18 protein-coding genes are annotated in these 25,496 nt (G+C 73.2%); 6 read left to right on the forward strand and 12 right to left on the reverse strand.

Annotated features, from left to right (window positions below; translation table 11 throughout):
* Positions 1 to 12: 12 nt before the first annotated feature.
* The 5 genes from ubiE to WMF31_RS23185 form a co-directional block, all read right to left on the reverse strand.
* Positions 13 to 744: a bifunctional demethylmenaquinone methyltransferase/2-methoxy-6-polyprenyl-1,4-benzoquinol methylase UbiE gene (gene ubiE, locus WMF31_RS23165; protein ID WP_436604029.1), complete on the reverse strand. Its 732-nt coding sequence runs from the start codon at positions 742 to 744 to the stop codon at positions 13 to 15.
* Positions 741 to 2,009, reverse strand: coding sequence for a hydroxymethylglutaryl-CoA reductase, degradative (locus WMF31_RS23170; RefSeq protein ID WP_436604030.1), 1,269 nt, complete (start codon positions 2,007 to 2,009; stop codon positions 741 to 743). Before WMF31_RS23170 ends, ubiE begins: the two co-directional genes overlap by 4 nt.
* A 101-nt stretch (positions 2,010 to 2,110) precedes the next feature.
* Positions 2,111 to 3,187 carry a polyprenyl synthetase family protein gene (locus WMF31_RS23175; RefSeq protein WP_436604031.1) on the reverse strand — a complete coding sequence of 359 codons (1,077 nt, stop codon included), beginning with the start codon at positions 3,185 to 3,187 and terminating at the stop codon, positions 2,111 to 2,113.
* Positions 3,188 to 3,279: 92 nt separating this feature from the next.
* Positions 3,280 to 3,837: a GbsR/MarR family transcriptional regulator gene (locus WMF31_RS23180; protein WP_129347418.1), complete on the reverse strand. Its 558-nt coding sequence runs from the start codon at positions 3,835 to 3,837 to the stop codon at positions 3,280 to 3,282.
* Between the two features lie 418 nt (positions 3,838 to 4,255).
* Positions 4,256 to 6,004 carry a phosphoenolpyruvate carboxykinase (GTP) gene (locus WMF31_RS23185; protein ID WP_436604032.1) on the reverse strand — a complete coding sequence of 583 codons (1,749 nt, stop codon included), beginning with the start codon at positions 6,002 to 6,004 and terminating at the stop codon, positions 4,256 to 4,258.
* 177 nt (positions 6,005 to 6,181) lie between these two features.
* On the opposite strand from WMF31_RS23185, the gene WMF31_RS23190 reads away from it, so the two are divergent.
* Complete coding sequence (locus tag WMF31_RS23190) at positions 6,182 to 7,039, forward strand: metallophosphoesterase (protein WP_436604033.1); 858 nt, start codon at positions 6,182 to 6,184, stop codon at positions 7,037 to 7,039.
* A gap of 21 nt (positions 7,040 to 7,060) precedes the next feature.
* Here the strand turns inward: WMF31_RS23190 and WMF31_RS23195 are convergent, their stop codons facing one another.
* Positions 7,061 to 8,260 carry an aminotransferase class V-fold PLP-dependent enzyme gene (locus tag WMF31_RS23195; protein ID WP_436604034.1) on the reverse strand — a complete coding sequence of 400 codons (1,200 nt, stop codon included), beginning with the start codon at positions 8,258 to 8,260 and terminating at the stop codon, positions 7,061 to 7,063.
* 532 nt (positions 8,261 to 8,792) lie between these two features.
* On the opposite strand from WMF31_RS23195, the gene WMF31_RS23200 reads away from it, so the two are divergent.
* Complete coding sequence (locus tag WMF31_RS23200; RefSeq protein WP_436604035.1) at positions 8,793 to 12,356, forward strand: protein kinase domain-containing protein; 3,564 nt, start codon at positions 8,793 to 8,795, stop codon at positions 12,354 to 12,356.
* A 490-nt stretch (positions 12,357 to 12,846) separates the two neighbouring features.
* Positions 12,847 to 13,530, forward strand: a complete 684-nt coding sequence (gene mutH, locus WMF31_RS23205; protein ID WP_436604036.1) for a DNA mismatch repair endonuclease MutH — start codon at positions 12,847 to 12,849, stop codon at positions 13,528 to 13,530.
* Positions 13,531 to 13,557: 27 nt separating this feature from the next.
* Here mutH and WMF31_RS23210 read toward each other — a convergent pair whose 3' ends face one another.
* Together WMF31_RS23210 and WMF31_RS23215 are read right to left on the reverse strand one after the other, a co-directional pair.
* The gene (locus tag WMF31_RS23210) at positions 13,558 to 15,327 is read right to left on the reverse strand and encodes a serine/threonine-protein kinase (RefSeq protein ID WP_436604037.1); all 1,770 of its coding nucleotides are present in this window, start codon (positions 15,325 to 15,327) and stop codon (positions 13,558 to 13,560) included.
* Between the two features lie 267 nt (positions 15,328 to 15,594).
* Positions 15,595 to 17,712: a hypothetical protein gene (locus WMF31_RS23215; RefSeq protein ID WP_436604038.1), complete on the reverse strand. Its 2,118-nt coding sequence runs from the start codon at positions 17,710 to 17,712 to the stop codon at positions 15,595 to 15,597.
* A 786-nt stretch (positions 17,713 to 18,498) separates the two neighbouring features.
* Between WMF31_RS23215 and WMF31_RS23220 the strand changes: the two genes are divergently transcribed.
* The 3 genes from WMF31_RS23220 to WMF31_RS23230 are packed head-to-tail and all read left to right on the forward strand — an operon-like array spanning position 18,499 to position 21,874.
* A complete protein-coding gene (locus WMF31_RS23220) occupies positions 18,499 to 19,830 on the forward strand; it encodes an HD domain-containing protein (RefSeq protein WP_436604039.1) in 1,332 nt (443 codons plus the stop codon).
* Positions 19,830 to 20,579, forward strand: a complete 750-nt coding sequence (locus tag WMF31_RS23225) for a hypothetical protein (protein WP_436604040.1) — start codon at positions 19,830 to 19,832, stop codon at positions 20,577 to 20,579. The genes WMF31_RS23220 and WMF31_RS23225 overlap by 1 nt, the downstream gene beginning before the upstream one ends.
* The gene (locus tag WMF31_RS23230; protein WP_436604041.1) at positions 20,576 to 21,874 is read left to right on the forward strand and encodes a DUF4147 domain-containing protein; all 1,299 of its coding nucleotides are present in this window, start codon (positions 20,576 to 20,578) and stop codon (positions 21,872 to 21,874) included. The genes WMF31_RS23225 and WMF31_RS23230 overlap by 4 nt, the downstream gene beginning before the upstream one ends.
* A gap of 77 nt (positions 21,875 to 21,951) precedes the next feature.
* On the opposite strand, the gene WMF31_RS23235 is transcribed toward WMF31_RS23230, so the two are convergent.
* From WMF31_RS23235 to WMF31_RS23250, 4 genes are all read right to left on the reverse strand, one after another.
* On the reverse strand, positions 21,952 to 22,884 hold the full coding sequence (locus WMF31_RS23235) for a hypothetical protein (protein ID WP_436604042.1): 933 nt from the start codon (positions 22,882 to 22,884) through the stop codon (positions 21,952 to 21,954).
* A 263-nt stretch (positions 22,885 to 23,147) separates the two neighbouring features.
* Entirely contained in the window at positions 23,148 to 23,732 is a 585-nt protein-coding gene (locus WMF31_RS23240; RefSeq protein ID WP_242516183.1) for an ExbD/TolR family protein, read from the reverse strand.
* 15 nt (positions 23,733 to 23,747) lie between these two features.
* Positions 23,748 to 24,314: a biopolymer transporter ExbD gene (locus tag WMF31_RS23245; RefSeq protein ID WP_436604043.1), complete on the reverse strand. Its 567-nt coding sequence runs from the start codon at positions 24,312 to 24,314 to the stop codon at positions 23,748 to 23,750.
* A gap of 222 nt (positions 24,315 to 24,536) precedes the next feature.
* Positions 24,537 to 25,154, reverse strand: a complete 618-nt coding sequence (locus WMF31_RS23250) for a MotA/TolQ/ExbB proton channel family protein (protein WP_242516182.1) — start codon at positions 25,152 to 25,154, stop codon at positions 24,537 to 24,539.
* Between the last annotated feature and the right edge of the window lie 342 nt (positions 25,155 to 25,496).

Raw genomic sequence — 25,496 nt, forward strand, 5'->3', positions numbered from 1 at the left:
CGCGCCGGCACGTCAGGCCCCCTCGGGCGTCGCGACGAACAGGCACACGGCGCCCAGCGTCAGCGGCTCCACGCGGAGCACGCGGAGCCCCGCCCCGCGCATCCGCTCGGCGAACTCGTCCGGCGGCGGGAACCTCGCGATCGACTCCTGCAGGTACCGGTACTCGTCTCTCCCGGAGATCGCGCCGCCCACGAAGGGCACGAGCGTGTGGACGTGGAAGCCCGCGAGCTTGCTCATGAGGCCCCCGCGCGGCTCGCTGAGCTCGAGGATGGCGATGCGCCCGCCGGGCCGCGCGACGCGCGCCATCTCCCGGAGCGCCCGATCGCGATCCGGCACGTTGCGGATCCCGAAGGCCATCGAGATCGCGTCGACGCTCGCGTCGCCGAGCCCGAGCTGCTCCGCGTCGCCGATCTCGAGCGCGATCCGCCCCGCGAGCCCCGCGGCCTCGACCTTGCGTCGGCCGACGGCGAGCATCCCCTGCGACGGGTCGACGCCGATGACCCTCACGTCGTGCGCCCGCGCGATCGCGATCGCCAGGTCGCCCGTGCCGGTCGCCAGGTCGAGCACCGTCGCGCCGGGCGAGAGCTCGAGCGCGCGCACGGCGCGCCGGCGCCAGCCCTGATCGAGCCCCAGCGAGAGGATCCGGTTCAAGAGGTCGTAGCGCTCGGCGATGCCGTCGAACATCTCGCCGCTGCCGGCGCGGCGCCCCTCGCGCGGCGCGCCTTCGTGCCCGGTCTGGCTCATGTCCCGCCCTCCGCCTGCTGCACCGCGCGGGGCAGCTCGCCCCGCTCCGGCGCGAACCGCTTGCCCTCGCCCGACGAGGGCGCCGCCGCCTCGTCGCTCGCCGCGGCCGAGAGCGCGCGCTTGCGCTCGTGCAGCCGCATGTGACCCCGCTGGATGCCCTCGCTCGCGAGCGCGCGCAGCGCCGCGAGGTTCGACGCGAGCCCGACGGAGGCCAGCACCACGGCGAGCTCGCGCGCGCTCTTCGCCCCGACGAGCTGCAGCGCCGCGCGCACGCCGGCGTGCACCTCGGTCGAGCCGCCCACGGTGCCGACCGCGAGCGGCAGCTCCGCGCGACCCGCGAGCCCGCCGGGGACGCGCTCCCACGCGCTGATCGGCCGGTAGCGCCCGCTCATCGCCGCGTACGCGTGCGCGCCCGCCTCGATCGCGCGGAAGTCCTGCCCGAGCGCGACCGCGGCCGCGTCGAGCCCGTTCATGAAGCCCTTGTTGTGCGTGGCCGCGCGGTAGGGATCGAGCTCCGCGAAGCGGCTCGCCCGCGCGATGCCGACCGCGACCTCGGCGCCGCCCAGCGCGTCGTCGGAGACGGAGGCCGTCACCCGGACGAGCCGGCGGACGGTCAGGTTCGAGAGGATCCGCAGGCCGAGCGTCCCGCCGGCGATGCGCTGCACGAGCGGCGCGACCGCCTCGGCCACGGTGTCGACCAGGTTCGCGCCCATGGCGTCGCCGACCTCGACGTAGAGGTGCACGACGAGCACGCCGAGCTCCGCCGAGAGCACGCGCACCTCGAGGTCGCGGCACCCGCCGCCGCGCGCCACCATCCGCGGGATGGCCGCGTCGCCCGCCGCGAGGAGGCTCGCGCGCGACGCGGCGAGCCGCGCAGCGGCCTCCTCGACGTCCGGCACGTCGTCGAGCTGCACCTGCGCGGTCATGATCGGCGGATCCGCCTCCCCCGTGAAGCCGCCGGAAAGCCGGACCATGCGCGCCGCGTTCGACGCGGCGGCGATGACGCTCGGCTCCTCCACGGCCATGGGCACCAGCACGTCGCGCTGGTTCACGCGGAAGTTCAGCGCCACGCCGAGCGGGAGCGCGTGCGTCGCGATGACGTTCTCGCACATCCGATCGGCCACGGCCGTCGGCAGCCCGCCGCCGCGCGCGAGGTGCGCGATCGCCTCCTCGTCGAGCAGGCCGAGCGCCTCGATCGTGCGGAGCCGCTCCTCGAGGCACCGCTTGTAGAAGCCGCTGATGCGGCTGGACACCTTCTGGCTCATCGAGGGCCTCCGCGCGTCGCCGACGCCCGCGGGCGCCCCGCGAGCCCGGCCTTGTCCCCCGCCGCCTCCGCGAGGTGATTCCGAGAGATGATCATCGCCGCTCACCGCCTCCGCCGGGGCGTCGACATCGCGACCCCCTCCAGCGCCGCCCTGGCCGGGCTCTCCGGGAGCGCCTCGAGGCTCTGCACCGCGTCCCCGCAGAGCCGGGACGCGAGCTCCAGGCAGTCGTCCACGACCCGCTTCTCGACCATGACCTGCGCGACCCGCCGGCCGAGCTCGGGCTCGACGGCGGTGTCCTCCGCCGCGCAGTGCGCCTCGAGGGCGGGCGTGAGCTCGCGGTCGCGCTCCATGGCGAGCAGGAGCGGGTACGTCATCTTGCCCTCGCGCAGGTCCGTGAGGAGCGCCTTGCCGGTCGCCTCCGGATCGCCCGCGAAATCGAGGACGTCGTCGACGAGCTGGAAGGCGACCCCGAGGCTCGTGCCGAAGCTCTCGAGCGCCTTGCAGAGCGGCTCGCTCACGCCGCCCGCGCGCGCGCCCGCGAACATCGCCCAGCGGAACAGCGAGGCCGTCTTGCCGTCGACGATCTGGAAGTACTCGCTGGTGCTCGTGCGGACGCGCCCGCGCGACGCGAGCTGGAGCGCCTCCGCGACCACCATCTCCTTGATCACCTGGAGCACCCGCTCGAGCACGTCGGGCATGCCCACCGCCTGGATGCGGCAGAGCGCGTCGAGCAGGAGGTAGTCGCCGCCGAAGATCGAGGCCGCGTTGCCGTAGATGACGCGCGCCGCGTCCGCGCCGCGCCGGCGATCGCCGAGGTCGACCACGTCGTCGTGGAGCAGCGTCGCGTTGTGGACGAGCTCGACGGCGACCGCGAAGGTCCGCGCGGCGTCGTTGAAGCCGCCGCCGATGTGGGAGGCCAGCGCGACGCAGATGGGCCTGAGCCGCTTGCCGCCCAAGCCGAGCAGGTGCCGCGCGCTCTGGTGCGCCGGCGTGTCGCCGTCCAGCCCGACCTTCGTGAGCTCGCGCTCGACGTCGCCGAGGTCCCCGTCGAGCAGGCGCCGGAGCTCCGTGAGCCGCGCCGCGAGCGCGTCGAGCCCGCGCCCAGCGCACATGCCCCCGAGGCTCGAGACGACATCGCTCCGCTGGACCGTCCCAGTAAACGTTGTAGTCGCAGTCATCCCATCTCCACCCTGGAAGCACGAGCGCATCGCTGCTCCCCGCACCGCGCGGGGTTCAAGGACCGGTCGAGCACTCCGAAATCACGGCCCCGCTAGGCGCCTCGCCGGGACCGTACGGCCCGGATCGGGAACCGGACCAGATCTCCGAACCGCGTGAAATCCACGGTCCTGCTCTTGATGAACCCGTCGAGCGCCGTCTGCGCGACGATCACGAACGAGAGGAGCCGCTCGACCCGATCGAGGCGGAACCGGGTGGCGTCGGTCTGAGGCAGGCCCTCGAGCATCGCGGAGGCCCGCTCGAGCCGCTCCCTCACGGAGTCGGCGATGAGCCGCTCGCGCTCGGCGAACACTTTGGAAATCATCTTCCAGAAGTCCGTCTCGGCCTCGAAGAACTCCTTCCGCTCGCCCGGTTTCCATACCCTTCGTACTACACCCCACCTTTGTAGTTCTGTCAGCGACATACTCATCGCGCCGGACGAAACCTGCAGCCGCTCGCCGATCTCCGCGGCCGACAGGGCGTCGCCCGCGATGAAGAGGATCGTCCAGATGCGCCCGAGGATCCGGCGGAAGCCCCAGTGCTCGATGACGTCCCCGATCGCGTCGGCCGCGAGCAACTCGGCCTGGCGCTCGGTGTCGCTTGAAGGGCTCATAGAACTTTCAAAATTCTTTGAATGAACTGTTTGGGCCATCCGAGACTGGCGTCAAGAGAATCCCGACCGTCCTGGCAAAAAGCAGGCGGGCACGGCTGACCGAGCTCGGGCTGGCCGGGCTCGGGCGGGGATCGTTGTCTCGGGATTTTCTCGAGCGCTCGGCGGGCGCCGGTCGCGTCGGAGGATTTTCCAGGGAACCCCGGCGGCCGTGTGGCCGTGGGGCGGCGGTGGGGGGCCGTGGGGCCGTGCGGCGGCCGTGGAGCCGCGCGACGGCCGCTAGCAGCGCCTCGCCCAGGTTCGTCCGTGGTTCGTCGCGGAAGGGCCTGCGCTCCGGCGGGCCCCTCCTGCCGTGGCCCGCCGGGGCGCGGGCCCCGCGAGCAACGAACCACGGACGGACTTGGGCGACAACGTCGCTAGCTCACGCCCGCATCCGGGCCGCGAGATCCTGGTTCAGCCGGAGCAGCGCCTCGGGCATGCGCGCCCCGAACGACTCCAGGAACGCCGCGCGGTCGCGCGCTTCCTCCAGCCACGGCTCGCGGTCGATGGCGAAGAGCTCGCGCAGCGCTTCGTCGTTCACGTCGAGGCCGCTCGTGTCCAGCTCGCCGTCCGCGGGCATGGTCCCGAGCGGCGTCTCGCGCCCCGCCGCCGCCCCGCGCACGCGCGCGGCGATCCAGCGGAGCACGCGCAGGTTCTCGCCGAAGCCGGGCCAGAGGAACTTGCCCGACTCGCCCTGCCGGAACCAGTTCACGTGAAAGATCTTGGGGAACGCAGGGCGGTTCGCGCCGAGCTCGATCCAGTGCCGGAAGTAGTCGCCCATGTTGTATCCGCAGAAGGGGCGCATCGCCATCGGGTCACGGCGGACGACGCCCACCTTGCCGGTCGCGGCCGCGGTCGTCTCCGAGGCCATGGTCGCGCCCAGGTAGACCCCGTGCGTCCAGTCGCGCGCCTCGTAGACGAGCGGCGCGAGCCGCGCGCGACGGCCGCCGAAGATGATCGCCGAGATCGGCACGCCCCCGGGCGCGTCGAACTCCGGCGAGATGGAGGGGCACTGCCTCGCGGGCGACGTGAAGCGGCTGTTCGGGTGCGCCGCGGGCTCCTTGCTGTCCGGCGTCCAACGGTTGCCGCGCCAGTCGGTGAGCACCGGCGGCACCGGACCGTCGAAGCCCTCCCACCACGGCGTGCCCTCGGGCGTGAGCGCGACGTTCGTGAAGATCGAGTTCCTGGACAGCGTCGCCAGGGCGTTCGGGTTCGTCCTCGAGCTCGTCCCCGGCGCCACGCCGAAGAAGCCGGCCTCGGGGTTGATCGCCCAGAGCCGGCCATCCGGGCCGATTCGCAGCCAGGCGATGTCGTCGCCGACCGTCCACACCTTCCAGCCCTTCTGCGAGGCGGGCGGCACGAGCATCGCGAGGTTCGTCTTCCCGCACGCGCTGGGGAACGCCGCGCAGACGTACGTCACCCGGCCCTCGGGGTCCTCCAGGCCGAGGATGAGCATGTGCTCCGCGAACCACCCCTCGTCGCGGGCCATGGTGCTCGCGATGCGCAGCGCGAAGCACTTCTTCCCGAGCAGCGCGTTGCCCCCGTAGCCCGAGCCGATGCTCCAGATGAGCCGCTCCGCGGGGAAATGGCAGACGAAGCGGCGCTCGGGGCTGAGATCCCCGAGCGAGTGCAGCCCGCGGCAGTAGTCGTCGGAGCCGCCCAGCGCGTCGAGCGCGACCTTCCCCATCCGCGTCATGATCCGCATATTCGCCACGACATAGGGGCTGTCGGTGATCTCGACTCCGACCTTCGCCGACGGAGAGCCCACCGGACCCATGAGGTAAGGCACGACGTACATCGTCCGCCCCTTCATCGCCCCGTCGAACAGCCGCCCCACCTTCCGCGTGGCCTCGTCCGGCGACATCCAGTTGTTCGTCGGGCCGGCGTCCTCTTTATCGCGACTGCAGATGAACGTGAGGTGCTCAGTCCGGGCGACGTCGGTCGGATCGCTCCGGTGAAGATAGCAGTTCGGGTACCTCTCTCCGTTGAGCGCGATGAGCGTCCCATCGCCCAGCATCCCCTGGATCAGCGTCCGGTTCTCCTCCTCCGAGCCGTCGCAGAAGACGACCCGGTCGGGCCGCGTCTGCTGCGCGACCTCGTCGACCCACGCTGAAAGATTCCTGTTTTTCATGCTGCGATGGAGCCTAGCCCGGGCGAGAAGCGGCGCCAAGGGACAGCACCGCTGCACGATTACAACAATCATGGACGATCTGGCGGAGTGCAAGCACGACGCAGCAGCCGGCCGACGACGACCGCTGCGCCGGCGTTCGCGCGAGGCGAACCAGGGGCGTTCGGCTATGCTGGAGACGTGCAGCGTGTCGTCGACCTCCCTGAGCGGGGCAGATTGATCGTCGCCACCGACTTTCAGGGCAATGTCGCGGACTTCGAGCGAATCGCCGACGTCTTCGAGCAGGCGGCGGCCGGTCGTGACGGCGCGGTGCTCGTGATAACAGGCGACCTCGTCCACGGCCCGGAGCTCGACGAGAGTGAATGGCCCGACTACCTGGGCTCGTTTTACCGGGGCGACTCCGTGACATTGCTGAAAAAGGCGAAAGATCTCGCCGATCGCCACCCCGGGAGGGTCCATTACCTGCTCGGCAACCACGAGCACGCGCATGTGGGTGGGCCCGTGGTGGCGAAGTTCTTCCCGGACGAGGCGCAGCGGCTCGAGGATCTCCTCGGTCCGGAGGAGACCCTGGCCATGCGGAGCTGGTTCCGCGGGTGGCCGTTCGTCGCGGTCGCGCGCGCGGCCCGGCTGGTGATGCTCCACGCGGCGCCGCACGCGCAGATCCAGAGCCGGCACGACCTCGATCGGCTCCCGCTCGACGGCTTCCTCGACGTGCCGCTCGCGGAGATGACCCTGCACGGGACGCTCGGCGCGCTGCTCTGGGCGAGGACCACCTCCAGCGAGCGCGCCTACGCCTTCCTGCGCGCGCTCGATCCGGACGCTCGCGTGGCGGTCTATGGCCACGACGTCGCGCGCGCGGGCTACGCCGTCGAGCGCGAGCCGCTGCTCTGCATCTCCACGAGCTTCGGTTGCCACGACGGCGACAAGCTGTACCTGGAGTGGGACCTCGCCGAGCCCGCGGAGAGCGCGATCGACGTCGCGTGGCGCGGGCTCCGGCCGCTGTACCCCGAGGCGCCGCGCGTGCACGGCGACCCCTGAGCGCGCGGGCCGCGGCCCGCGCTAGCGGCGCAGCTCGTCGACGATGGCCGCGACGCCCTGGTCGATCTCGGCGTCCGTGAGGTACGGCGCAGGGCCGACGCGGAGCACGTCGCGCCGCGCGTCGACGAGCACGCGCCGGGCCCGGAGGCGCTCGACGACGTCGCCGGCGGTCGAGGAGCGGACGGCGACGAAGCCGGCGCGCCGCTCCGGCTCGCGCGGCGAGACGACGTCGTCGCCGAGGCCGGCGGCGTCGAGGTGATCGAGGATGCGCCCGGTCTGCCGGAGCGAGATCGCGCGCAGCCGCGGGACCGTGAGGCCGAAGCGCTCCCAGTGCTCGAGCGCCGCGGCGGCGCGGTAGAGCGCCGAGGGGTCGAACGTGGCGCCTGCGAAGCGCGCGCCCCCCGGCGCGTACGCGACCGTCCCGTCGCCGCTCGAGAGCGACCCGAAGTCGGCGAACCACCCGGTGAACACCGGGCGCAGCGCGCAGTCGCGCGGGACGCGCAGCCAGCAGATCCCCTCGCCCATGGCCGCGTACTTGTAGCCGCCCGCCGTCGCGAACACGTGAGGCGCCGCGCGCCCCCACGCGATCGGGACGACGTTGAAGGCGTGATAGGCGTCGACGAGCGGGACGGCGCCGACCTCGACCGCGCGCGCCACGATCTCGTCGAGCCGCGGCACCACGGTCGCGCTCTCGAAGAGCACGGCCGACACCGCGAGCATCGAGGTGCCCGGCGTGAGCGCGGCGAGCAGCCGATCGGCGAGCGTGGCGCGCGGCTCGACGCTCACCCACACGACCTCGACGCCCTCCTCGGCGAGGCGCGCGAGCTGGCGCCGCAGCGAGTGGAACTCGCCCTGGGTGGTGACGATCCGCTGCCGCTCGCGCCGCGGCAACGCCGTGATCAGCCGGAAGACGAGCTCGTGCGTGTTCTGGCCGAACGCGATGGCGTCGCCGCGATCGAAGCCCATCCGCTCCAGGATCGCCTCGCCGACCGCCGAGAGCTTCGGGAGCACCACCGCGTCCCACTTCCCGTCGACGAGCCGCGCGGCGTCGTCGAAGCACGCGGCGAGCGCGTCGCGCGCGACGTCGGGCCAGGCCTGGTGGGAATGGCCCGTGAGCAGGATGCGCGGCGCGCCGTCGGGCGCGGGCGCGAGGGAGCGCGAGTACGCCGCGCGCAGCGCGTCGAGGTCGAACGAGGAGCCCTTCTCCGCATCGGGTCGCATTCCATCTCTCCGGTGGCGGCAGCGCACGACGGACAGCGCCGCGCGGCGAGCGCGGCGCGCCGAGCGCGGCGCGCCGCGCGTGCTCCCGATTAACTCACCTCGCGGGCCGCTTCCACCGGACCCATGCGTGCCGCGCGGCGCGCGGGTCGAGCGGATTGCGTCCTCGGCGAGCGAGCGGCGCCACCTCGGCGACCCGCCACCTCGGCGATCCGGTGCGCGCAGCGGGCCTTCGCCGGACGGCCGGACGGACGGCCGGGACCGAGCGCGCCCGCGCGAATCGAGCGACCCCGGCGCGGGCTGCCCTGGCGCGCGCACGCCGTGGTCACCCCGGACCACCGGGAATCGCCTCGCCCGAGGCGCGCCCCCCGGCAGATCGGATCATCGTAGGAGAAGGTGGCGCACGCGGAGCCAGGTGGAGCGGCGCGCGCGTCGTGTCGGAGCCGGATCGGTCGGAGTTTCCATGATGCGCGAGGATTGCTGCGGCGCGGGAGGGGGGCCAGCGCGCCGTCGCGCTAGACTGCGCAACCTCCCGATGCGACCGCGCGCGGACCACCTCGAAGGGCTCGTCGATCTCACGTCTCACGACGACCCGAACGTCCGGCGCGCGCTCTTCCGGCAGACGGTCGCCTCGATCGCCCTCGTCGACGCGCTCGACGGACCGGCACCGCTCGACACCCTCAGCCCCGAGGGGCTCCTGCGGAGCGTCCAGACCGCCATGGCCGACGGGCTGCTCGACGACCTGAGCTGGCTCGCGCCGGCCGCGGCGGGCGTGGCGCTCTACGAGATCGCCGGAGCGCTCCCGCTCGGCCCCGAGCGGCGAGAGCTCGGGCGGCGCGTGCTCGGGCAGCTCTACGCCGGCAACGCCGCGACGTTCGTCGCCATCGCCACGCGCATGGCCGCCGGCTCGGCGCGCGGCCTCTCCGGGGCGGGGATCCGCGCCCGCGTCACGCTGTCGCTCTGGCTCCCCACCGGCACCGACATCCCGGTCGATCCGCTCGCCCTCCTCCTCGCCTCACGCCGCGAGCTGTCGCGCGACTGGATCGCGGCGCCCTCGACCGGCTCGCTCCCGGAGCGCCGCCTCGCCGCGCGCCTCCTCGAGCGCGCCGCCCGCGAGGCGACGCGCCGAGCCATGCAGGGCGACGATCTCCCGCTGCGGCTCTTCCGCAACGTCAGCGACGGGCGGAGGCGCGAGCTCGACCGCAGCGCCGACGGGATCGCCCTCGCCTGGCAGACGCTCCTCGCCGATCGCGAGCCGCTCGTCTGGCGCCACATCGCCGCGGCGCGCGGCCTGCTCGCGGGGGCGCTGCCCGACTTCGCCGAGGAGGTGCGCTCGCTGCTCGCGGAGGATCTGTCCCCCACCGAGTGGCGGCGCGGCGCCGCGTCGCTCGCCGCGAGCGTCGCGGTCGACCCGGACGGCGCGCTCCGCCGCGCCGTGGAGCTCCTCGGCGGCCCGCTGCTCGCGCGGGATCCGGGCATCGCCACGGCGATGGCGTGGGCCCTCCCCGTCGCGGCGGACGCCGAGCCCGAGGCGGCCGAGGAGCTGCTCGACGAGATCGCGCGCACGTCCCCGATGGCCGCGGCCGAGGCGATCGTCGAGCTCCGGCGCGACCTGCGCGCCCTCGCGGTCCGCGGCGAGCCGTTCGGCGCGCGCGCCGCGGCGCAGTGCGCCCGCGCGCTCGAGGAGGCGCTCGACGCGCCGCCCAGCGCGCACGTCCGCGACGACGGCCTCGCCGCGCTCGCGCGCGCCATCCACCGCGATCTCTCGATGGATGGCGCCGGGGTCGCGCTGCTGCGCGGCGCGCTCGACGGCGCCGTCGCCGCGTTCGTCGAGAGCGGCCCGCGCGAGGCGCACGGCCGGGCCCTCGAGGCGTACGCCCTCGCGGCCGAGGCCGTGGGCGCGCTCGAGGAGATCGAGCTCGGCGATCTCGACGACGCGCAGAGCGTCGCCGCGCGGAGCGCCGCGGTGGGGCTCGTGCGCGAGCTCGACGCCGATCTGCTCGGCTCCGGCGTGCTGAAGAGCCTGCTCCTCCTGAACCGCCGGCCGAGCGAGGACTCGACCGGCGTCGCGTCCCTGGACGAGCTCGACGAGCGGCTCGCCCGCTGGCTGCTCCGCGCCGAGGGCTCCGCCGCGCGGGCGAGCGCGGCGACGCCGCTGCACGTGACCGTGCACCAGCGCAACCTCCGCGCGCTGCTCCGCCTGATCGACGGCGAGAGCACCGACTTCAGCGGCGAGCCCGAGCGCAAGGCGCGCGTCCTCGCCCGCTGGACGGGCGCCATCGGCTCGCTGCTCGAGCGGCTGCGCGCCGACCGCGGCTCGTCGCTCCGGCGCGCCATCGCCGCGTCCGTGGCCCGCGGCCTCGACGCGCTCGTACGCGAGGGGGCCGCCGACGCGGCCGACATCTTCCTGCACGCCGCGATGCGCGGCGGCGCCCCCGACGATCTCGAGGTGCTCGGCGAGGCCAGCATGCACCCGGACGTCGCGCAGCTGCTGCGCGCCTACGCGCGGTTCGCGCGCGGCGGGCGCGAGGACCGCGCGGGCGCGAGGGACGGCAGAGATGGCGACGCGGTCGCGTCGCGCCGGACGTCGAGGCAGCCCGCGCTCGACGCGGAGCTCGCCGAGGCCGAGCGCGCGCGCGTGGCGCTCGCGCGCATCGCCGCCCTCGACGAGCTCGTCACCGCGCTGCCGGCGGGCGCGTCGCAGCGCACCGAGATCGTGCGCAGCGCGCTCGCCCGCCTCGCCCGCGCGCTCGCGGCGGTGAACGGGGCGCGCTCGCTCAGCGCGCTGACCGCGGCGGGCGACGGCGACGCGGACGCCTCGCCGCTCGCCGCCCTGGAGGACGCCCTCGCGCGCCTCGCGCAGCTGACCGCCGGCGCCCGCCGGCGATGCGGAGAGCACCCCGCCTTCGTGGCCTCCGGCGCGACCGAGCCGCTGCGCCTCGCCATCGAGGTGGCGCTCCAGCAGGACGACGACGGCGCGGAGCCGCGCCTCGCCGCGGCCGTCGAGGCGCTCGTCTCGGCGGCGCGCGCGGGCATCCCGGGCGCGCTCGCCGACGTGATCGCGCTCGTCGCGCCGCGCGTCGCAGGGCTCCCGGCGCGGCGCCCGAGCGCGCCGGGCCGCGTCACCCTGCCCGAGCAACCGCTGCCCGCGTGGCTGCCGAGCCGGCGCACGCTCGGCGGCTTCTACGTGCACCGCCAGCTCGGCGGCGGCTCGCTGGGGACGGTGTTCGTCGTCACCCGCACGGAGGAGCGGCACGATCCCTCCGCGGAGCGCTTCGCCCTCAAGGTGCCGGAGTACGATCACACCGCGGCCCGGAGCGTCTCGGAGGCCGACTTCCTCCGCCTGTTCCGGGAGGAGGCGGGCGCGCTCCTCTCGTTGCCCGACCACCCGAACCTCGCCCGCTTCGTCACGTTCGACGCGGGCGCCCGCCCCAAGCCGATCCTCGTGATGGAGCTCATCGAGGGCGTCCGCTGCGACCAGCTGCTCGACGCGCGCGGCCTCACCTCGCGCAGCGCGGTGGCGCTCCTGGACGGCATCCTTGCCGGCCTGGAGGCCATGCACGCCGCGGGCGTGGGCCACCTCGACATCAAGCCGACCAACGTGATCCTGCGCGGGGGGCGCGAGCCCGTGCTCGTCGACTTCGGCCTGGCAGGGCGCCACATCCGCCCTGGCTGCGCCACGGGCTGCTACGGCGCCCCGGAGATCTGGGGCGTCGTTCCGCCGGGCGCCACCCCGACCCCGCTCACGGCCGACATCTACAGCTTCGGCTGCCTCGCCTACGAGGTCCTCACGGGGAGGACGCTGTTCGACGCGCCCACCGAGGTTGCGCTCATCACGGCGCACGTCACGCACGACGGCCTCCCCGCGCCGGTCAAGCGGCTCGCTGACCACCCGAGGACAGCGGACATCGCGGCGTTCCTGTTTGCCTGCTTGCGACACAACCCACAGGACCGCGCGACAGCATCGTCCCTCCGCGAGATGCTCCTCCGCCTCACCGGTCAGCTCGCCGACCTGCGGTGGCCGCTCGACCTCGACAGCGAGCACGCCCCGAGGCGCGCTCTCCCGGGACCAGGAAACAGCCAACCAGGAAATCCCTGACGCCCCTTTCCTTGAAATCCTGTCGACGCGACGAGGGATTTCGGCGGTACGCTGTTTCTCGGCGGCGCGTTCGGGGGGCCGCGTATCAGGCCGCCATGGCCCCCGGGTCAGCGCTGCTCGATTGGATCGACGTCTCGGCGCATCCCGGCGGCCAACCTATCCCTTGACGGTGCGAGGCGCGGCCTGACGGACATCACGAGCGGCCCGAGCTTTCCGAGTCCAGGGAGAGGGAGGAGCACCCAGTATTTCGGGCGAGCTCGATCGACGACTCGGACCACGCGGCGGTTCGTCCGACGGAGCCTGCGGCAGCTCGTCGGAGCGCGTCCGGCGGAGCTCGCGGCAGCTCGTCGGAGCGCGTCCGGCGGAGCTCGCGGCAGCTCGTCGGAGCGCGTCCGGCGGAGCTCGCGGCAGCTCGTCGGAGCGCGTCCGTGCGTCCAGCGGAGCCTCGAGCGCTGGAGTCTCGTCGCCCGATGCTCTAAGGCCGACCGGATTGACTCCTCTCCTGGAACCGCCTCGCGATGAGGCCGAGCTCCGGCGGCGCGCGGCCGCGCTCGCCGGCCAGACCCTGGCGGACCTCGCCCGCGCGCTCGGGTGCGCCGTGCCCCGCGGCGGCGCGCGCACCAAAGGGTTGGCCGGCACGCTCGTCGAGCGGGCGCTCGGCGCCACGGCAGGCTCGGCGTCCACTCCCGACTTCCCTCACCTTGGAATCGAGCTCAAGACGATCCCCGTCGATCCGGCCGGCGCGCCGCAGGAGTCGACGTTCGTCTGCTCGATATCGCTCTCGGACGCCGATCGCGCCGAGTGGGAGACGTCGCGGGCGCGCGCCAAGCTCGCCCATGTGCTCTGGGTCCCGATCGTCGCTGCCCCGGGCCGGCCGAGCGAGGAACGGCGGCTGGGCGCCCCACGGTTATGGCGTCCCACCGCGCCCCAGGAGCGCGTCCTCCGCGCGGATTTCGAGGACCTCATGGGGCTCATCGGCATCGGCGCCGTCGAGGCCCTCACCGCGCACGCCGGGCGCTGGCTCCAGGTGCGGCCGAAGGCCGCGAGCGGGCGCTCGCGGACGCTCGCGTTCGGGCGCGACGGCGAGCTCATCTCCGCGCTGCCGCGCGGCTTCTACCTGCGCCCGAGCTTCACCGGCGCGATCCTGAACGATCCGGCCGCGCTGCCGCCGTGATCGGATCGCGCGCGGCCGCGCCGTGCATCATTTGCAGGGGACCACCTTCTTGGTGCCGTCCGGCATCGTCGCAGTGCACGTCTCCAGCGAGAGATCGCTGTTCACGGTCGGCGCGACGACCGTGCGCGGCGGCTCGACCTCCTCGGAGGGAGCCGGCGAGCTCCTCCCCGCGCCTTGCGTGCGCCCTCGTCCGCCTGCGCTCGAGCGCGGCGGCTTGCCACGTCCGGCGCTCGGCGCGCTCGTGCTCGCGGCCTTCGCGCCGGTCTCACCACCCGCCAAGGGCCCGGCCGGGCTGGCGCTCACGTCGGCCTCCGCGTCCACCGCGCCCGCGTCCACCGCGCCCGCGTCCACCGCGCCCGCGTCCGCCGCGCCCGCGTCCGCCGCGCCCGCGTCGGTGTTCGCTGCCTCGCTCGCGGGGGCGACGCCCGGGCTCGCGACCGCCGCGCCCGGCGCCTGGGATGCCGGCCCCGCCTGCTCGGCCGGCGCCGCGGCCTCGCTCGGCGCCGAAGCGGCCGGCGCCGGGCTGGTCGCGTCGATCTCTCCCACGGCGAGCCGGCTGCGCTGGAACTGGAGCGCGCCCCACGCGCCCACCGCGACGGCGACGGCCCCCACGGCCACGTAGAGCAGCGGGCGCCCGCGGCGCGGGGCCTCGTCCTCGCCCAGCGGCGCAGCGCCGGTGGTGCGCGCGCCCCTCTCGCTCACCGAGAGGCCGCCGCTGCTCCTGCGCGACGTGCGGGCCAAGGATCTCGACAGCGCCCCGCGAGACGCCGGCGGAGGCAGGTCGAGCTCCGCGGCGTGCTGGCGGAGGATCCCGGCGATGGTCGCGCGCGTGCTCGGCGCGGCGTACGGCGCGAGCGCCTGCACGAACTCCGCGATCGACTGGAAGCGATCCTCCGGCTCGCGCGCGATCGACCTCTCGATCACCTCGACGAGCCCCTCCGGCACCTCCGGGCGGAGATCCTGGAGCGGCTCGGGCGGCGAGGTGTAGATCTTCGCGCACAGCTCCGGGAAGCTGTCGGCGATATACGGCGGCCGGCCGCCGATGATCTCGAAGAGACACACGCCGAGCGCGTAGATGTCGGTGCGGGGATCGACGCTCTTCGACGAGCGCATCTGCTCGGGCGACATGTACAGCGCCGACCCGAGGATCGTGGTCGTCTGCGTGAGCGAGACGTTGCCGGTGTCGCCGGTGAGGATCTTCGAGACGCCGAAGTCGAGCACCTTGACGAACGACGCGCCGTCGGGGCGCCTCGTCAGGAACAGGTTGGCCGGCTTCAAGTCGCGGTGGACGATCCCGAGCGAGTGCGCCTCCGCGAGCGCCTCGCACGCCTGGACGATGTGATCGATGCACTCGCCGATCGCGAGCGTGCCCGCCTCGGCGGCGTGGCACGCGAGGTCCTCGCCGTCGAGCAGCTCCATCACCATGTACGGCTCGCCGCTCTCCAGGGCGGCCACGTCGAGCACCCGCACGACGTGCGGCGTCTGCAGCTTGGCGACGGTGCGCGCCTCGCGCATGAACCGCTCCGCCGCCTCCGTGTACGACATGAACTCCGGCAGCAGGAACTTGATCGCGACGCGTGTATCGAGGTCGAGGTGCAGCGCCTCGACCACGAGGCCCATGCCCCCGCGGCCGATCGTGCGCTCGACGCGGTACTTGCGCGCAATGACGGTGCCAGGCGCGATCGTGTAGACGTTGTCAGCCCTGGATTCCCCACCGCCGAGCGGAAACGCAGCCGTCTCCGGGCCGACCGAGTCCTCTCCTTGGGGCGAGTCCGGCTCACCAGAGGAGTGCGCCATCGAGTTAAGGTATACACGTCGCGCTTCTTCGAGGCGATTCCCCTCACGCCGCAGGAATACAAAGCGTCGCGAACCCCACGTCACGCGGGACGAGCGCGCGAGGGCGTAAGGAAGAAGGCGCCGCTAGAGGCCGACCTGCGCTCCTGGCGCAGCGCCAGCACGGCCTGCGTACGCTGCCCTCCCCTGGATCCTGCGCGCGCCGAACCCGCGTGCGTACCCGACGGCCCTCCCGCGCGCGGCGCCCCGCGACGCCGGTGGACAGCGGGCTCAGCGGGTACGTGCCGGCGGAGTCCTGGACCGTCGCAGGTTCGCCGTCGAGGAGGTCCGATGCGGCCCCTCGGTGCCGTGCACCGGCGTCTGCCGCGTCGCCTTGAGGTTGCCGAGATCGGCCTCGATCTCGACGCCGAGCGCCCGGCAGCGACGGATCAGCCGCTCCAGGTCGACCCCGGCCTCGATCAGCAGGCCTGCGGGCGGCGAGGGATCGACGAACATCTCGGCGGCCGGCCGCCGCGTGCGGAGCAGCTCGCGGATCTCCGGGTCCTCGATCCAGAGGAAGCCGGAGGCGCCGACGAAGCTCGCCTTGCCGAGGACGACGCTCGCCTGGATGAGCATGCGCGAGATGGTGTCCGGCAGCGGCGCGACCGCCTCGATGCGCGCGCGCAGGGCATCGCTGTCGAGGCCCACCGAGAGGGCGCGCGCGATCGACGGCGGCGTGAGCAGCAGATCGACCTGGTCGCCGACGCGCCCGATCTCGGCGAACGCCGAGAGCCCGAGCACGGACGAGACCTTGGCGCTCGCGCCGATGCGCAGCGCGTGGGCCTCCACGAACTTGCTCTTGCTGTTGTCCGAGCTCGGCGCGGCGCCCGCGAGCAACGCCCGCCCGCGCGGCGTCAGCCGGAGCGCCAGATCGGCGCTCGCCACGTCCTCGGACCCGCCGAGATCGATGATCCCGAGCGCCGGCAACGACTCGAGCGCGATCCGCCGCGTGATGTCGGGGACCTCGGGCGCCTCGACCGAGGCGCGCTCGGCCCAGCGGCGGACCAGCCGCTCGACGCCGGCGATCCGCTCGTCGGCCGCGAGGTAGCCCTGCAGCGACTGCCAGGGGACCCAGCGCCCCTCGCCGAGGTCGTGCAGCGCGTCGAGCACCATCTCGCGGAGGGCGCCGATGGGGCTCGCGTCGCGGCTGTCGGACGCGACCCGGAGCACCTCCCGCTCGGCCCGCGCCTCGTCCCACGCGCCGCCGCGGCGCCACGTCGTGAACAGGAGCGGCGTCAGCTCCTGCACCTGGAGCGAGCCGGGCGGCGTGGCCGGAGAGGCGGCCGACGCGTCCCAGAGCCCGACCGCGCGCGAGAGCGCGGCGACGAGCGCCACGCTCTCGACGTCCCGACCGAAGCGCTGCGCGAGCCGCACGAGCAACGAGCGCGGCGTCCCGACGCCGGGGCGCACGTCGCTGCCCGGCTCGCGCACGCAGTACGCGAGCGCCAGCGCGAGCATCCCGGGATCCGAGGCGAACCGAGCGCGGCGCGGGGCGTGATCCTCCTCGATGACGAACGAGCGGATCTGCTCCCGCCGCTTCTCGCGCATCCGCCGGCGATCCGCGCCGACGATGGCGGCCACCTCGGTCGGGACGACGTGGCGGTTCGGGTGGATCGGGATGAGGAAGGCGCGGCGCTCGAGCGCGAACCCGGCGCCCCTCCGGCTCGCCGTCACCCCGCTCGCGCTGCGCAGGCGCATCGGCTCCCGCTCCAGATCGAGCAGCTCCTGCGTGTCGACCTCGCCGCCGACCGACTCGATGGCCTCGAGCAGGCGGCGCTCGACCGGCGCGAGGCGGTCGATCTCCGCGCGGAGCCGGTCCGGGTCGCTCAGCGTCTCCCACGCGATCTCGAGGGACAGCGCGATCGGCGGCGTCGCCGGTCGGCCGAGGTAGTGCGTGGCGATGGCGCTCATCGTCTCGAACGGCGCCTGCGCGAGCAACGCCCGGATCGCCCGGGGGTCCTCGCTCTCCCAGCTCTTCAGCTGGACGAGGAACGCCGCCGGCAGGACGAGCTCGATGCCCTCGTCGGTCTTGCGCGCGTAGACGACGCCGCGGGCGATGAGCGGCTCGAGCCCCGCCGGGAGCGAGGGAACGACGAGCACGCCGCCCGCCTCCGCGATGCGATGGAGCAGCTCGCGGCTGGCCGTCGGGAGCCGCGAGGGATCGCGCACGTCGGGCAGGCCGACCAGCGCGCGCGCGGCCTGCGAGGGCGCGTCGATGCGCTTCGCGGCGTCGATGCGGATCCCCATCCGCGCGATGAGGCCCCGGAGCTCCGACTCGGGGAGGGCGCGGAGGATGGCGTCGAGCCGCCTCGGCGACTCGTCGACTTCCACCTCGTCACTGCTCGCCATGCCTCCCGATTCGCGTGTCACCCGACCCAGCTCCTCATCTGCAGGATGTCCCCGCCCCGACCGTCGTCCGCTGGTCACGGCCATGCGCTCGACCTATCTCCTGGATACCCGATGACCCAAGTTGACCCGCGGATTCGCCAGCCTCCTAACGTACACCAGGATGCTCGTCCAGCCTCAAGAAATCGAGCACTTTCCCTCCTCCGTTCACATTTTCGTTCGCGCGGGCCTTCGGTCGTCGCCGCCTCGCTGCGCGCTGGCGTTGCATGCGCAGGGCGTGTTGCGAGCGCAGGGCGTTCGCGTGCGTTCGCGTGCGTTCGCGTGCGTTCGCGTGCGGTGTCGTGTTCGCGGCGCTTCGGGGCGCAACGCCGCGGCTCGTCGCGTCTCGCTTCCGCTCGGCGTTCAACGCCTGGCCATCAGCGTTCCTTTCATGATTCCGTCTGAATGTGCAGGCAGCTCGCCGTGTGGTTTCCGTCGCGTCCGTCGGTGGGTCGGTCGCATCGCGGGCGTACGCTGCCCGCTCGCTGAAGCAGGCCGCTCGCTGGCAGCCCGAGGCGTGCGCCGACGAGCCGCGCTTGCCTTTCCGCATGCTCACGTGGGAACGTCGCCTTCCTCCCGGATTTCCCGCCCCTGATCGAGGCGCACCATGCCGCGCTCCACACCGCACGCCCGACGTGACGAGCCCTCCTCCAGCCATCCCCGGTTCAGACACCTCCGGCTCCACGCCATCAGGCGGCTCCTGAGTGACCCTGCGCCCGGCGCACCCATGGGTTCACGGGGAGAGCCATCTTGATCCTGCGCGACCCTGTCCACGGCCTCATCGACTTCGAGGGCGGCGAGGCCGCCATCGTTCCGCGCCTGCTCGGCGCCCGCGAGGTGCAACGGCTGCGGTCCATCCGCCAGCTCGGGCTGACGTCGCTCGCCTTCCCCGGCGCCGAGCACACCCGCTTCTCGCACGCGCTCGGGGCCGCCCATGTGATGCGCCTCCTGATCGCGAGGCTCCGCCAGATCGATCGCGACCTTCCGTTCTGGCAGAGAGTGACCAGCGACCGCGCGCGCGACGCAATCGCCGCAGCGTTCTTGCACGATCTCGGCCACGGCCCGCTGTCACACCTGTTCGAGGATGCCATGCCGGGCGCGCTCCATCATGAGCGCTGGACCGAGCGCATCCTGCTCGACCCCTCCTCGGACGTGCACCAGGTGCTCGTGCGCCAGGACCCCTATCTGCCCCAGCGGGTCGCCGAGCTCATCGGCGGGCGGCACGAGCTGCCCTACCTCGCCAAGGCGGTGAGCGGGACATTCGACGTCGATCGATGCGACTACCTCCTGCGCGACGCGCACGCGACGGGCGTCCGGTACGGCGAGTACGACCTGCCGTGGCTCCTGCGCAGCCTCAGGTTCAGCGACGTCCAGGTGAAGGCGCCCGGCGGCGGCGCCGCGTCTGCCCCGCCCGCGCCCGCGCTCGCCATCGACGGGACGAAAGGGATGAGCGCGATCGAGTCGTTCCTGCTCGCGCGCTTCTTCATGTTCCAGCAGGTCTATTTCCACAAGACCACGCGGAGCGCGGAGTGGATGATCGGCGCCATCCTGCGGCGCGTCGTCGCCCGGCTCGCCGCCGGAGACCGGATCCCCGAGGTCCCCGCCGCGATCGCGGCGATCGCCTCCGGCGAGATGCCCACGCTGGGGCAGCACATCGAGCTCGACGACCAGGTCCTGCTCGGGGCCATTCACGCGTGGGGGGCGGCGCCCGATCCCGTGCTGTCCGATCTCGCCCGCCGCCTGCGCGCGCGGGCGCTCTTCAAGACGGTCGAGCTGTTCCCCGAGCCCGGCGAGGGGCCGGCCGAGCGCGACGCGCGGCGCGAGACAGCGCTGGAGACGGTGCGGGACATCGCGCGCGGCGCGGGGCTCGATCCGGATGTGTACGTCGGCGTCGACATCGCAGAGGACACGCCCTACGCAGAGGACGAGTCGCTCCTGGTCGTCTACCCGAGAGGACGTCCCAGGCACCCGGCCGAGGTGTCCTTCTTGCTGGACCGACTGCGCAACGAGACCCTGACGCGCACCCGGATCCTCTTCGCGCCCGAGCTGCGGGATGCGGTGCGGGAGGCGCTGATACGCTGATGACCACCCACAAGAACGACGCTCCTGGGCCGGTCGCGCGCGCGCGCGGCCCCCGCGCTGGCGTGAGGGCGCTCGCCGGCGTCGCGGCCGTCGCCGCGGCGCTCGCGAGCGCGCGCTCGGCACGCGCGGAGGACGACGGAGCCTACGGCCGGCTCGACGGCGATCTCGAGCTGCGCGCGGGCGCGGGCGCCACGTTCGCGAGCGGCGGCCCCGCGCTCTGCGCGCGCGGCGCGGCGGTCTACCTCGCGACCGCCGGGGTGTACGCGCACTACACCGACGCGCTCGGCGCGGACGCGGCGCCGATCGCGCGATCCATCGCGGGCGGCGTCTTCATCCAGCCGCTCTTCCTCGCCCGGTACGCGAGCGATCTCGAGCGCGGCGCGCCGTGGCTCAACCTCCTCGTCGACTCCTTCGCGCTCGGCGTGGGCTCGTTCTGGGAGGCGTCGCCGGGCGGCGGGCTCGCCCCCGAGCCGGGGCTGGAGCTCTCGGCGTCGCTCGATCTGCCGCTCCTGGGAGACGCGACCGGCCCGTTCCTCGGCCTGCGGGGCGCGCTCCGCTGGCGCGGGCCGGAGCTCGCCGGCATCGAGAGCGCCCAGGAAGAGCAACGGGCGCTCGTGTCCGTCACGCTGAGCTGGCACCACGTGGTCTGGGCGCACCTCGTCGACGCGGGCGACCGCTCGTCCGCCCGAGGACGCGCCCGCGCCCAGGTGGCGGCGAGCGGCGGCGCGGCCGGCGCGGGGGGCCGTTGAGCGCGTCGCTCGACGCGCTGCGCGCGGCGCTCGTGGCCGCGTTCTGCGCCGGGCTCGACGACCTCGATCCCGCAGGGCTCGTCGAGCGCGCGCTCGCCGCCGAGGCCGGAGCGCGCCGCGGCCGCGTGTGCGTGATCGCGGCGGGCAAGGCGTCGCTGGGGATGGCGAGCGGCGCGCTCCGCTGCTGGGGGGATCGGATCACCGGAGGGCTCGCCGTCACGGTCGCTCCGCCCACACGGCCGGGTCGAGCGTCGCCGCCCGATCCCGCGGAAGCCGCGGAAGACGCGCTGCGCCCGCTCCGCGTGATGCGGGCGGCGCACCCGATCCCCGACGCGCGCAGCGTCGACGCGGCCACGGCGGCGCTGACCGCCGCCGCCGCGCTCGGGCCTGACGATCTCCTGCTCGCCCTCATCTCCGGCGGCGCGTCCGCGCTGCTCGCGGCCCCCCCTCCAGGCGTCGCCCTCGCCGACAAGCAGGCCCTCGTCGCCGCCCTCCTGGAAGGCGGCGCGCCGATCCAGGAGGTCAACCTCGTTCGCCGCCACTTCTCGCGCATCAAGGGCGGGCGCCTGGCCGCGGCCGCGGCCCCGGCGCGCGTCCTGACGCTGCTCGTGAGCGACGTCGTCGGGGGGCTCCCGCACGACATCAGCTCAGGCCCGACCGTCCCGGATCCGACGTGCGTCGAGGAGGCGCTCGCCGCGCTCGATCGCTGGGCCCCTCGGCTCGCCCGGCTCGCGCCGGCGTTCAGCGAGTCGTTGAAGCCCGCCGAGGCGCCGCCCCAGGAAGCGCGTGTGCTCGCGGATCCGGGCCTGCTCGCCGAGCGCGTGGCGGCCGCGCTCGCCGCCCGGACGGGGCTCCGCGCCGTGGCGGCCCCCGCCGAGGAGGGCGAGGCCCGCGCCATCGTCGAGCGTCGCCTCGCGCGCGCGCGAGCCCTCGCCCCGGGCGAAGCGGTGGTGATCCCGTGCGAGCCGACGCTCGCGCTGCCGCCCCGGCGCGGCGCCGGCGGCCGCGCCGGGTGGATCGCGCTCGCCGCCCTCCGCGACCTGCCCCCGGACGTCGCGCTGCTCTGCGCGGCCTCGGACGGCGCCGACGGCAGCTCCGGGGCCGCAGGCGCCGTCGTCGCCAGCGCGAACGCCGACGCGATCGACGCGGACGCGATCGAGGCGGCGCTCGCGCGCTTCGACGATGCGCCCGTTCACCGCGCCCTCGGCACGCGCGTGGAGACCGGAGCGACGGGTCACAACCTCACGGATGTGCACGTCATCGCGCGCGACTTCGCCCGCGGTGGCGTGCGCTGATCAGGGCGCGCGCTCATCAAAGCCGCGCCCTGATCAGGCCACGCGTCGTTCAGGGCGCGCGCTGAGCCCGCTCCCCCTCACCGCGGGTCGACGGCGGCCGCGGTCGTGTCGCCGATCGCCTCACGCACCGCGAGCGCCAGCGCGCAGCTGTTCGCCTGGCGCTGCCGGGCCTCGAGCACGCTCGCCTCGACCGATGGCGTCCCGCCGATGAGGTTGCCGCTCGCCTCGCGGCGCAGCCGCAGGATCGGCTTGCCGTCGGACAGCCGCCACACGCCGACGCGCGCCATGTGCGGCACCGCGAGCAGCGCCTCGGTGGTCGTCGCGCCCTCGGCCGGCTCGTCGAGCACGACGAGGTAGTACTGCGCCCGCGTCAGGAGCTCGGCCGCGAGCGGCACGTCGTCCCGCACCGTGTCGTCGAAGCTGGACTCCAGGAGCCGCAGGCGGAGATCGCTCGAGGCGTCCTGCGCGTCGCGCACCCACTCGTCCGAGAGCACGTGCATCGTCCGGTAGGCGACGCGCAGGTTGAACGGCTGCGCGGGCCGGGAGCAGCGATCCGCCTCGTTGCAGTATTCGCCTGTCTGGCAGTCCCGCGTGCGCTTGCACTCCGCGCCCACGAGCGGGTTCGGGTTCGGCACGCGTAGCAGGCATGCGGTGAACGCGTCGCGGAGCGACCGCTGCGCGTTCTTCCGGATCGCTTCGACGCTCGTCGCCTCGTCCACCCGAAGCCGCAAGTAGATGCCCGCGAGCTCGCGAAAATCCCACGCCTTGAGCGCCTCGCGATCGACGAGCTCGTCCCCGGCGCTCCGCGCGAGATCGAGGGCCCAGCCCTCCACGCGCTCGCGCAGCGGGAACCAGCGCGGGCCGAGCTCGACGGCGACGGCGCGCTGGCGCGCCATCAGCTTCTGCCGCGCGCTCTCGATCTGCCCCTGGGACCATTTCCAGTGGAGGATCGCCGAGACCGCGAGGATGATGGCCGCGTAACCCCAGAACTTCGCCGACGGCCAGCGCATCTTTGCGCGCGCTTCCCGCGCCCGGTGGACCGCTGGCAGGCCGCGTTCGCGAGGCGGCTGTTCAGACGCCATAGGAGAGGCTCCACGCGGCAGGCCAGCGCCCGATCGCGCCCGCGACACAGCCCCCTCCGCGAGCGCCGCGAAGGAGATGACGCTGCGCCGAGCGCGCCGCTGGGACCACCGCGTTCGATGGTGACCAGGGCCGCCGGGACTCGCCCGGCGCACCCCGTTCGTTCACAGCTAGAAAGGTCAAGAAGCGGGGATCAGGGCGAAGACTTCGGGAGCTTGCTGACCATGAAGCTGACGTTCGGATAACCGGCGAACGCCGCGGTCTGGAACACGCTCTTCACGACCAGCGCGGGCACGTTCTGATCGACCTGGAGGATGCACACGCCCGGGAACGGCTTGTTCGGCTCCACCTGCTTCCACAGCTCGCGCTTGTTCTTCAGCAGGTTGAAGAGCTCGTCGATCTTCTGAAGGCGCCCGAGCTCCTCGATCGCGCGGGTCGACCCGGCGAGGTTGCCGTCGACGAGGATCTGGTTGCCGTTCACGGCGACCATCGGCGCATCGATGACGTCCTCGACGTTCTCCGCCTTTGGCAGCGTGACGTTCTTGTCGACGGCGATCTCGCCCGACGCCGAGAAGGACATCAGGAGGAAGATCACGGTCACGACGAGGAAGTCGATGAAGCTCACGAGGTTGAGCCCCGCGCTCGGGCTGCGAGAGCCGTGCCCCGACACCTTGTTCCACACGAACCGGAGCGGCACCTTCATCATCAGCCGGCGGCCCGGCTTATGAATCACGTGGGCGTGCGGGTCCTTGTGGTGATTCCGAGTAAACTTATCCATGTCCGCGCTCCTGCCTCACCGGACCGAGAACGTCATGTTGAACGCGGGGACCTGCTTGGTCCCCTCGGGCAGCCGCATCTCGCGCTTCGGCGCGTAGAGCGCGTCGAGCACCGCGATGATCTCCTTGAACGGGGTCCGGTTGTCGGTGTGGAGGATGGCCTGGTCGAGCTTCTTGTCGCTCGGATCCCGGTGGCCGCCGTGCTGCTTCCACTCCTCCTCGATCCGCTTCGCGAGCTCCGGGTAGCGGACGGTCTTCGAGCTCCCACCGCCGACCTCGACCGGGGTCTTCGGCACCTTGACCTCGTTGACCACCGTCGAGCCCTGCTTCCACACGAGCCCGAACTCGCTCTCGCCGATGTGCAGGTTCAGCACCTTCTCCGGCGTCTGCGGGGTGAGCTCCTTGTTCGGGTCCGGCGGGCCGGGGACCTGAGCGTCCGCGTTCATGCGCGAGTTGGTGACCCAGACCGCCGTGATCAACAGGAATGAGATCGTGACCATCAGCAGGTCGATGAACGGGACCATGTTGATTTCGGAGTTCGTCGACCGCTTCTTGCCACTCTCGCCGACGTCTACGCCGCCCATAATGCCTTCCCAACGTGAGCCTCAGCCCACATATTCAAGTTGTTCCGGGGGACGCCCTACCCGCTGCTCGGGCGGAGGGACACCTTGCTGGGGTCTGACTCCGTTGCCCTTCCGAAGTTCCCGGGGCCCCGACGGCGCAAGCCGCCGTCCGGGGCGCTGCGACGCGAGAGCGGGCCCAGGTGGGACGACGAGCGCCCGGCGACCTGGACCCGCCGAGGACCATCAGGCAGCTTGACCGACGGCGGCGACATTCACCTTTTGCCGGTTCGTGACGACCAGGTTGAGGATCTGCACCGACGCCTCGTTGATGTCGTCCTCGATCTGCTGCGTCTTGCCGTTCAGCACGGCGAAGCCGACGAGGCCGAGGATGGCCACGCCGAGGCCGAAGGCGGTGCAGTTCATGGCCTCGGAGATACCGGCCGCGAGCACGCGCGCCTTCTGGCTCGGGTCGACCGACTCGCCACCGACGGAGCCGAACGACTTGATGAGGCCCAGCACGGTCCCGAGCAGGCCGGAGAGCATCGCGAGGTTCGCGCACAGCGCGAGGTACGAGGTGCGCGCGGCGATCTTCGGCAGTTCGCGGAGCGCCGCCTCGTCCATCGCCGCCTGGACCTCCTCGTCGGGGCGGTTCACCTTGACGAGCCCCGCCTGGACGATGCGCGCGAGCGGCGCGTTCGCCGCGGAGCACATCTTCACGGCCTTCGCGACATCGCCCGCCAGGATGCACTTCTGCATGGTGGCGAGGAAGACCTCCTTGTTGATCGACGAGCCGAACAGGTAGAGCGAGCGCTCGACAATGATGCCGATCTCGATGATCGACCAGAACAGGATGGCCCACATGGCCCATCCACCCTCTTGAAAAGCTTCATACAAGCCGTGCATTGCTTCTGTCCTCCAGTTCGCCTCGCGTCCCCGGATGAGGTTTCGCGCAACTCGATCGGTTACCTTGTTAGACTCGTGTTGCCGAGGGGCGGCAGTCTTTCGCTCACACGTGATAACGAATGAGGGGGCCTGTTCGCTTGGCGGTGCTGGCCGTGGACGGCGTGCTCCTGTCGCTCTCTGGCGGGGTGCCCACGGGACGCTAGCCGAGCGGCGTTCATCTCTGCAAGAGTCCTGATCGTCTCTCCTGCCAGGTGCAGGCCTCCGGCGCCGCCCCAGCTCTGTCACCTGTCGTCCGAGACT

Origin of the sequence: Sorangium sp. So ce1036 (assembly GCF_051369805.1) — a bacterium.
Lineage (GTDB): Bacteria > Myxococcota_A > Polyangia > Polyangiales > Polyangiaceae > Sorangium > Sorangium cellulosum_F.

Excerpts from the sequence above, each read along its gene's own strand:
- ubiE (WP_436604029.1), bottom strand. The coding sequence starts at position 744 with ATGAGCCAGACCGGGCACGAAGGCGCGCCGCGCGAGGGGCGCCGCGCC.
- WMF31_RS23170 (WP_436604030.1), bottom strand. The coding sequence starts at position 2,009 with ATGAGCCAGAAGGTGTCCAGCCGCATCAGCGGCTTCTACAAGCGGTGC.
- WMF31_RS23175 (WP_436604031.1), bottom strand. The coding sequence starts at position 3,187 with ATGACTGCGACTACAACGTTTACTGGGACGGTCCAGCGGAGCGATGTC.
- WMF31_RS23180 (WP_129347418.1), bottom strand. The coding sequence starts at position 3,837 with ATGAGCCCTTCAAGCGACACCGAGCGCCAGGCCGAGTTGCTCGCGGCC.
- WMF31_RS23185 (WP_436604032.1), bottom strand. The coding sequence starts at position 6,004 with ATGAAAAACAGGAATCTTTCAGCGTGGGTCGACGAGGTCGCGCAGCAG.
- WMF31_RS23195 (WP_436604034.1), bottom strand. The coding sequence starts at position 8,260 with ATGCGACCCGATGCGGAGAAGGGCTCCTCGTTCGACCTCGACGCGCTG.
- WMF31_RS23200 (WP_436604035.1), top strand. The coding sequence starts at position 8,793 with ATGCGACCGCGCGCGGACCACCTCGAAGGGCTCGTCGATCTCACGTCT.
- WMF31_RS23210 (WP_436604037.1), bottom strand. The coding sequence starts at position 15,327 with ATGGCGCACTCCTCTGGTGAGCCGGACTCGCCCCAAGGAGAGGACTCG.
- WMF31_RS23215 (WP_436604038.1), bottom strand. The coding sequence starts at position 17,712 with ATGGCGAGCAGTGACGAGGTGGAAGTCGACGAGTCGCCGAGGCGGCTC.
- WMF31_RS23225 (WP_436604040.1), top strand. The coding sequence starts at position 19,830 with ATGACCACCCACAAGAACGACGCTCCTGGGCCGGTCGCGCGCGCGCGC.
- WMF31_RS23235 (WP_436604042.1), bottom strand. The coding sequence starts at position 22,884 with ATGCGCTGGCCGTCGGCGAAGTTCTGGGGTTACGCGGCCATCATCCTC.
- WMF31_RS23240 (WP_242516183.1), bottom strand. The coding sequence starts at position 23,732 with ATGGATAAGTTTACTCGGAATCACCACAAGGACCCGCACGCCCACGTG.
- WMF31_RS23245 (WP_436604043.1), bottom strand. The coding sequence starts at position 24,314 with ATGGGCGGCGTAGACGTCGGCGAGAGTGGCAAGAAGCGGTCGACGAAC.
- WMF31_RS23250 (WP_242516182.1), bottom strand. The coding sequence starts at position 25,154 with ATGTGGGCCATCCTGTTCTGGTCGATCATCGAGATCGGCATCATTGTC.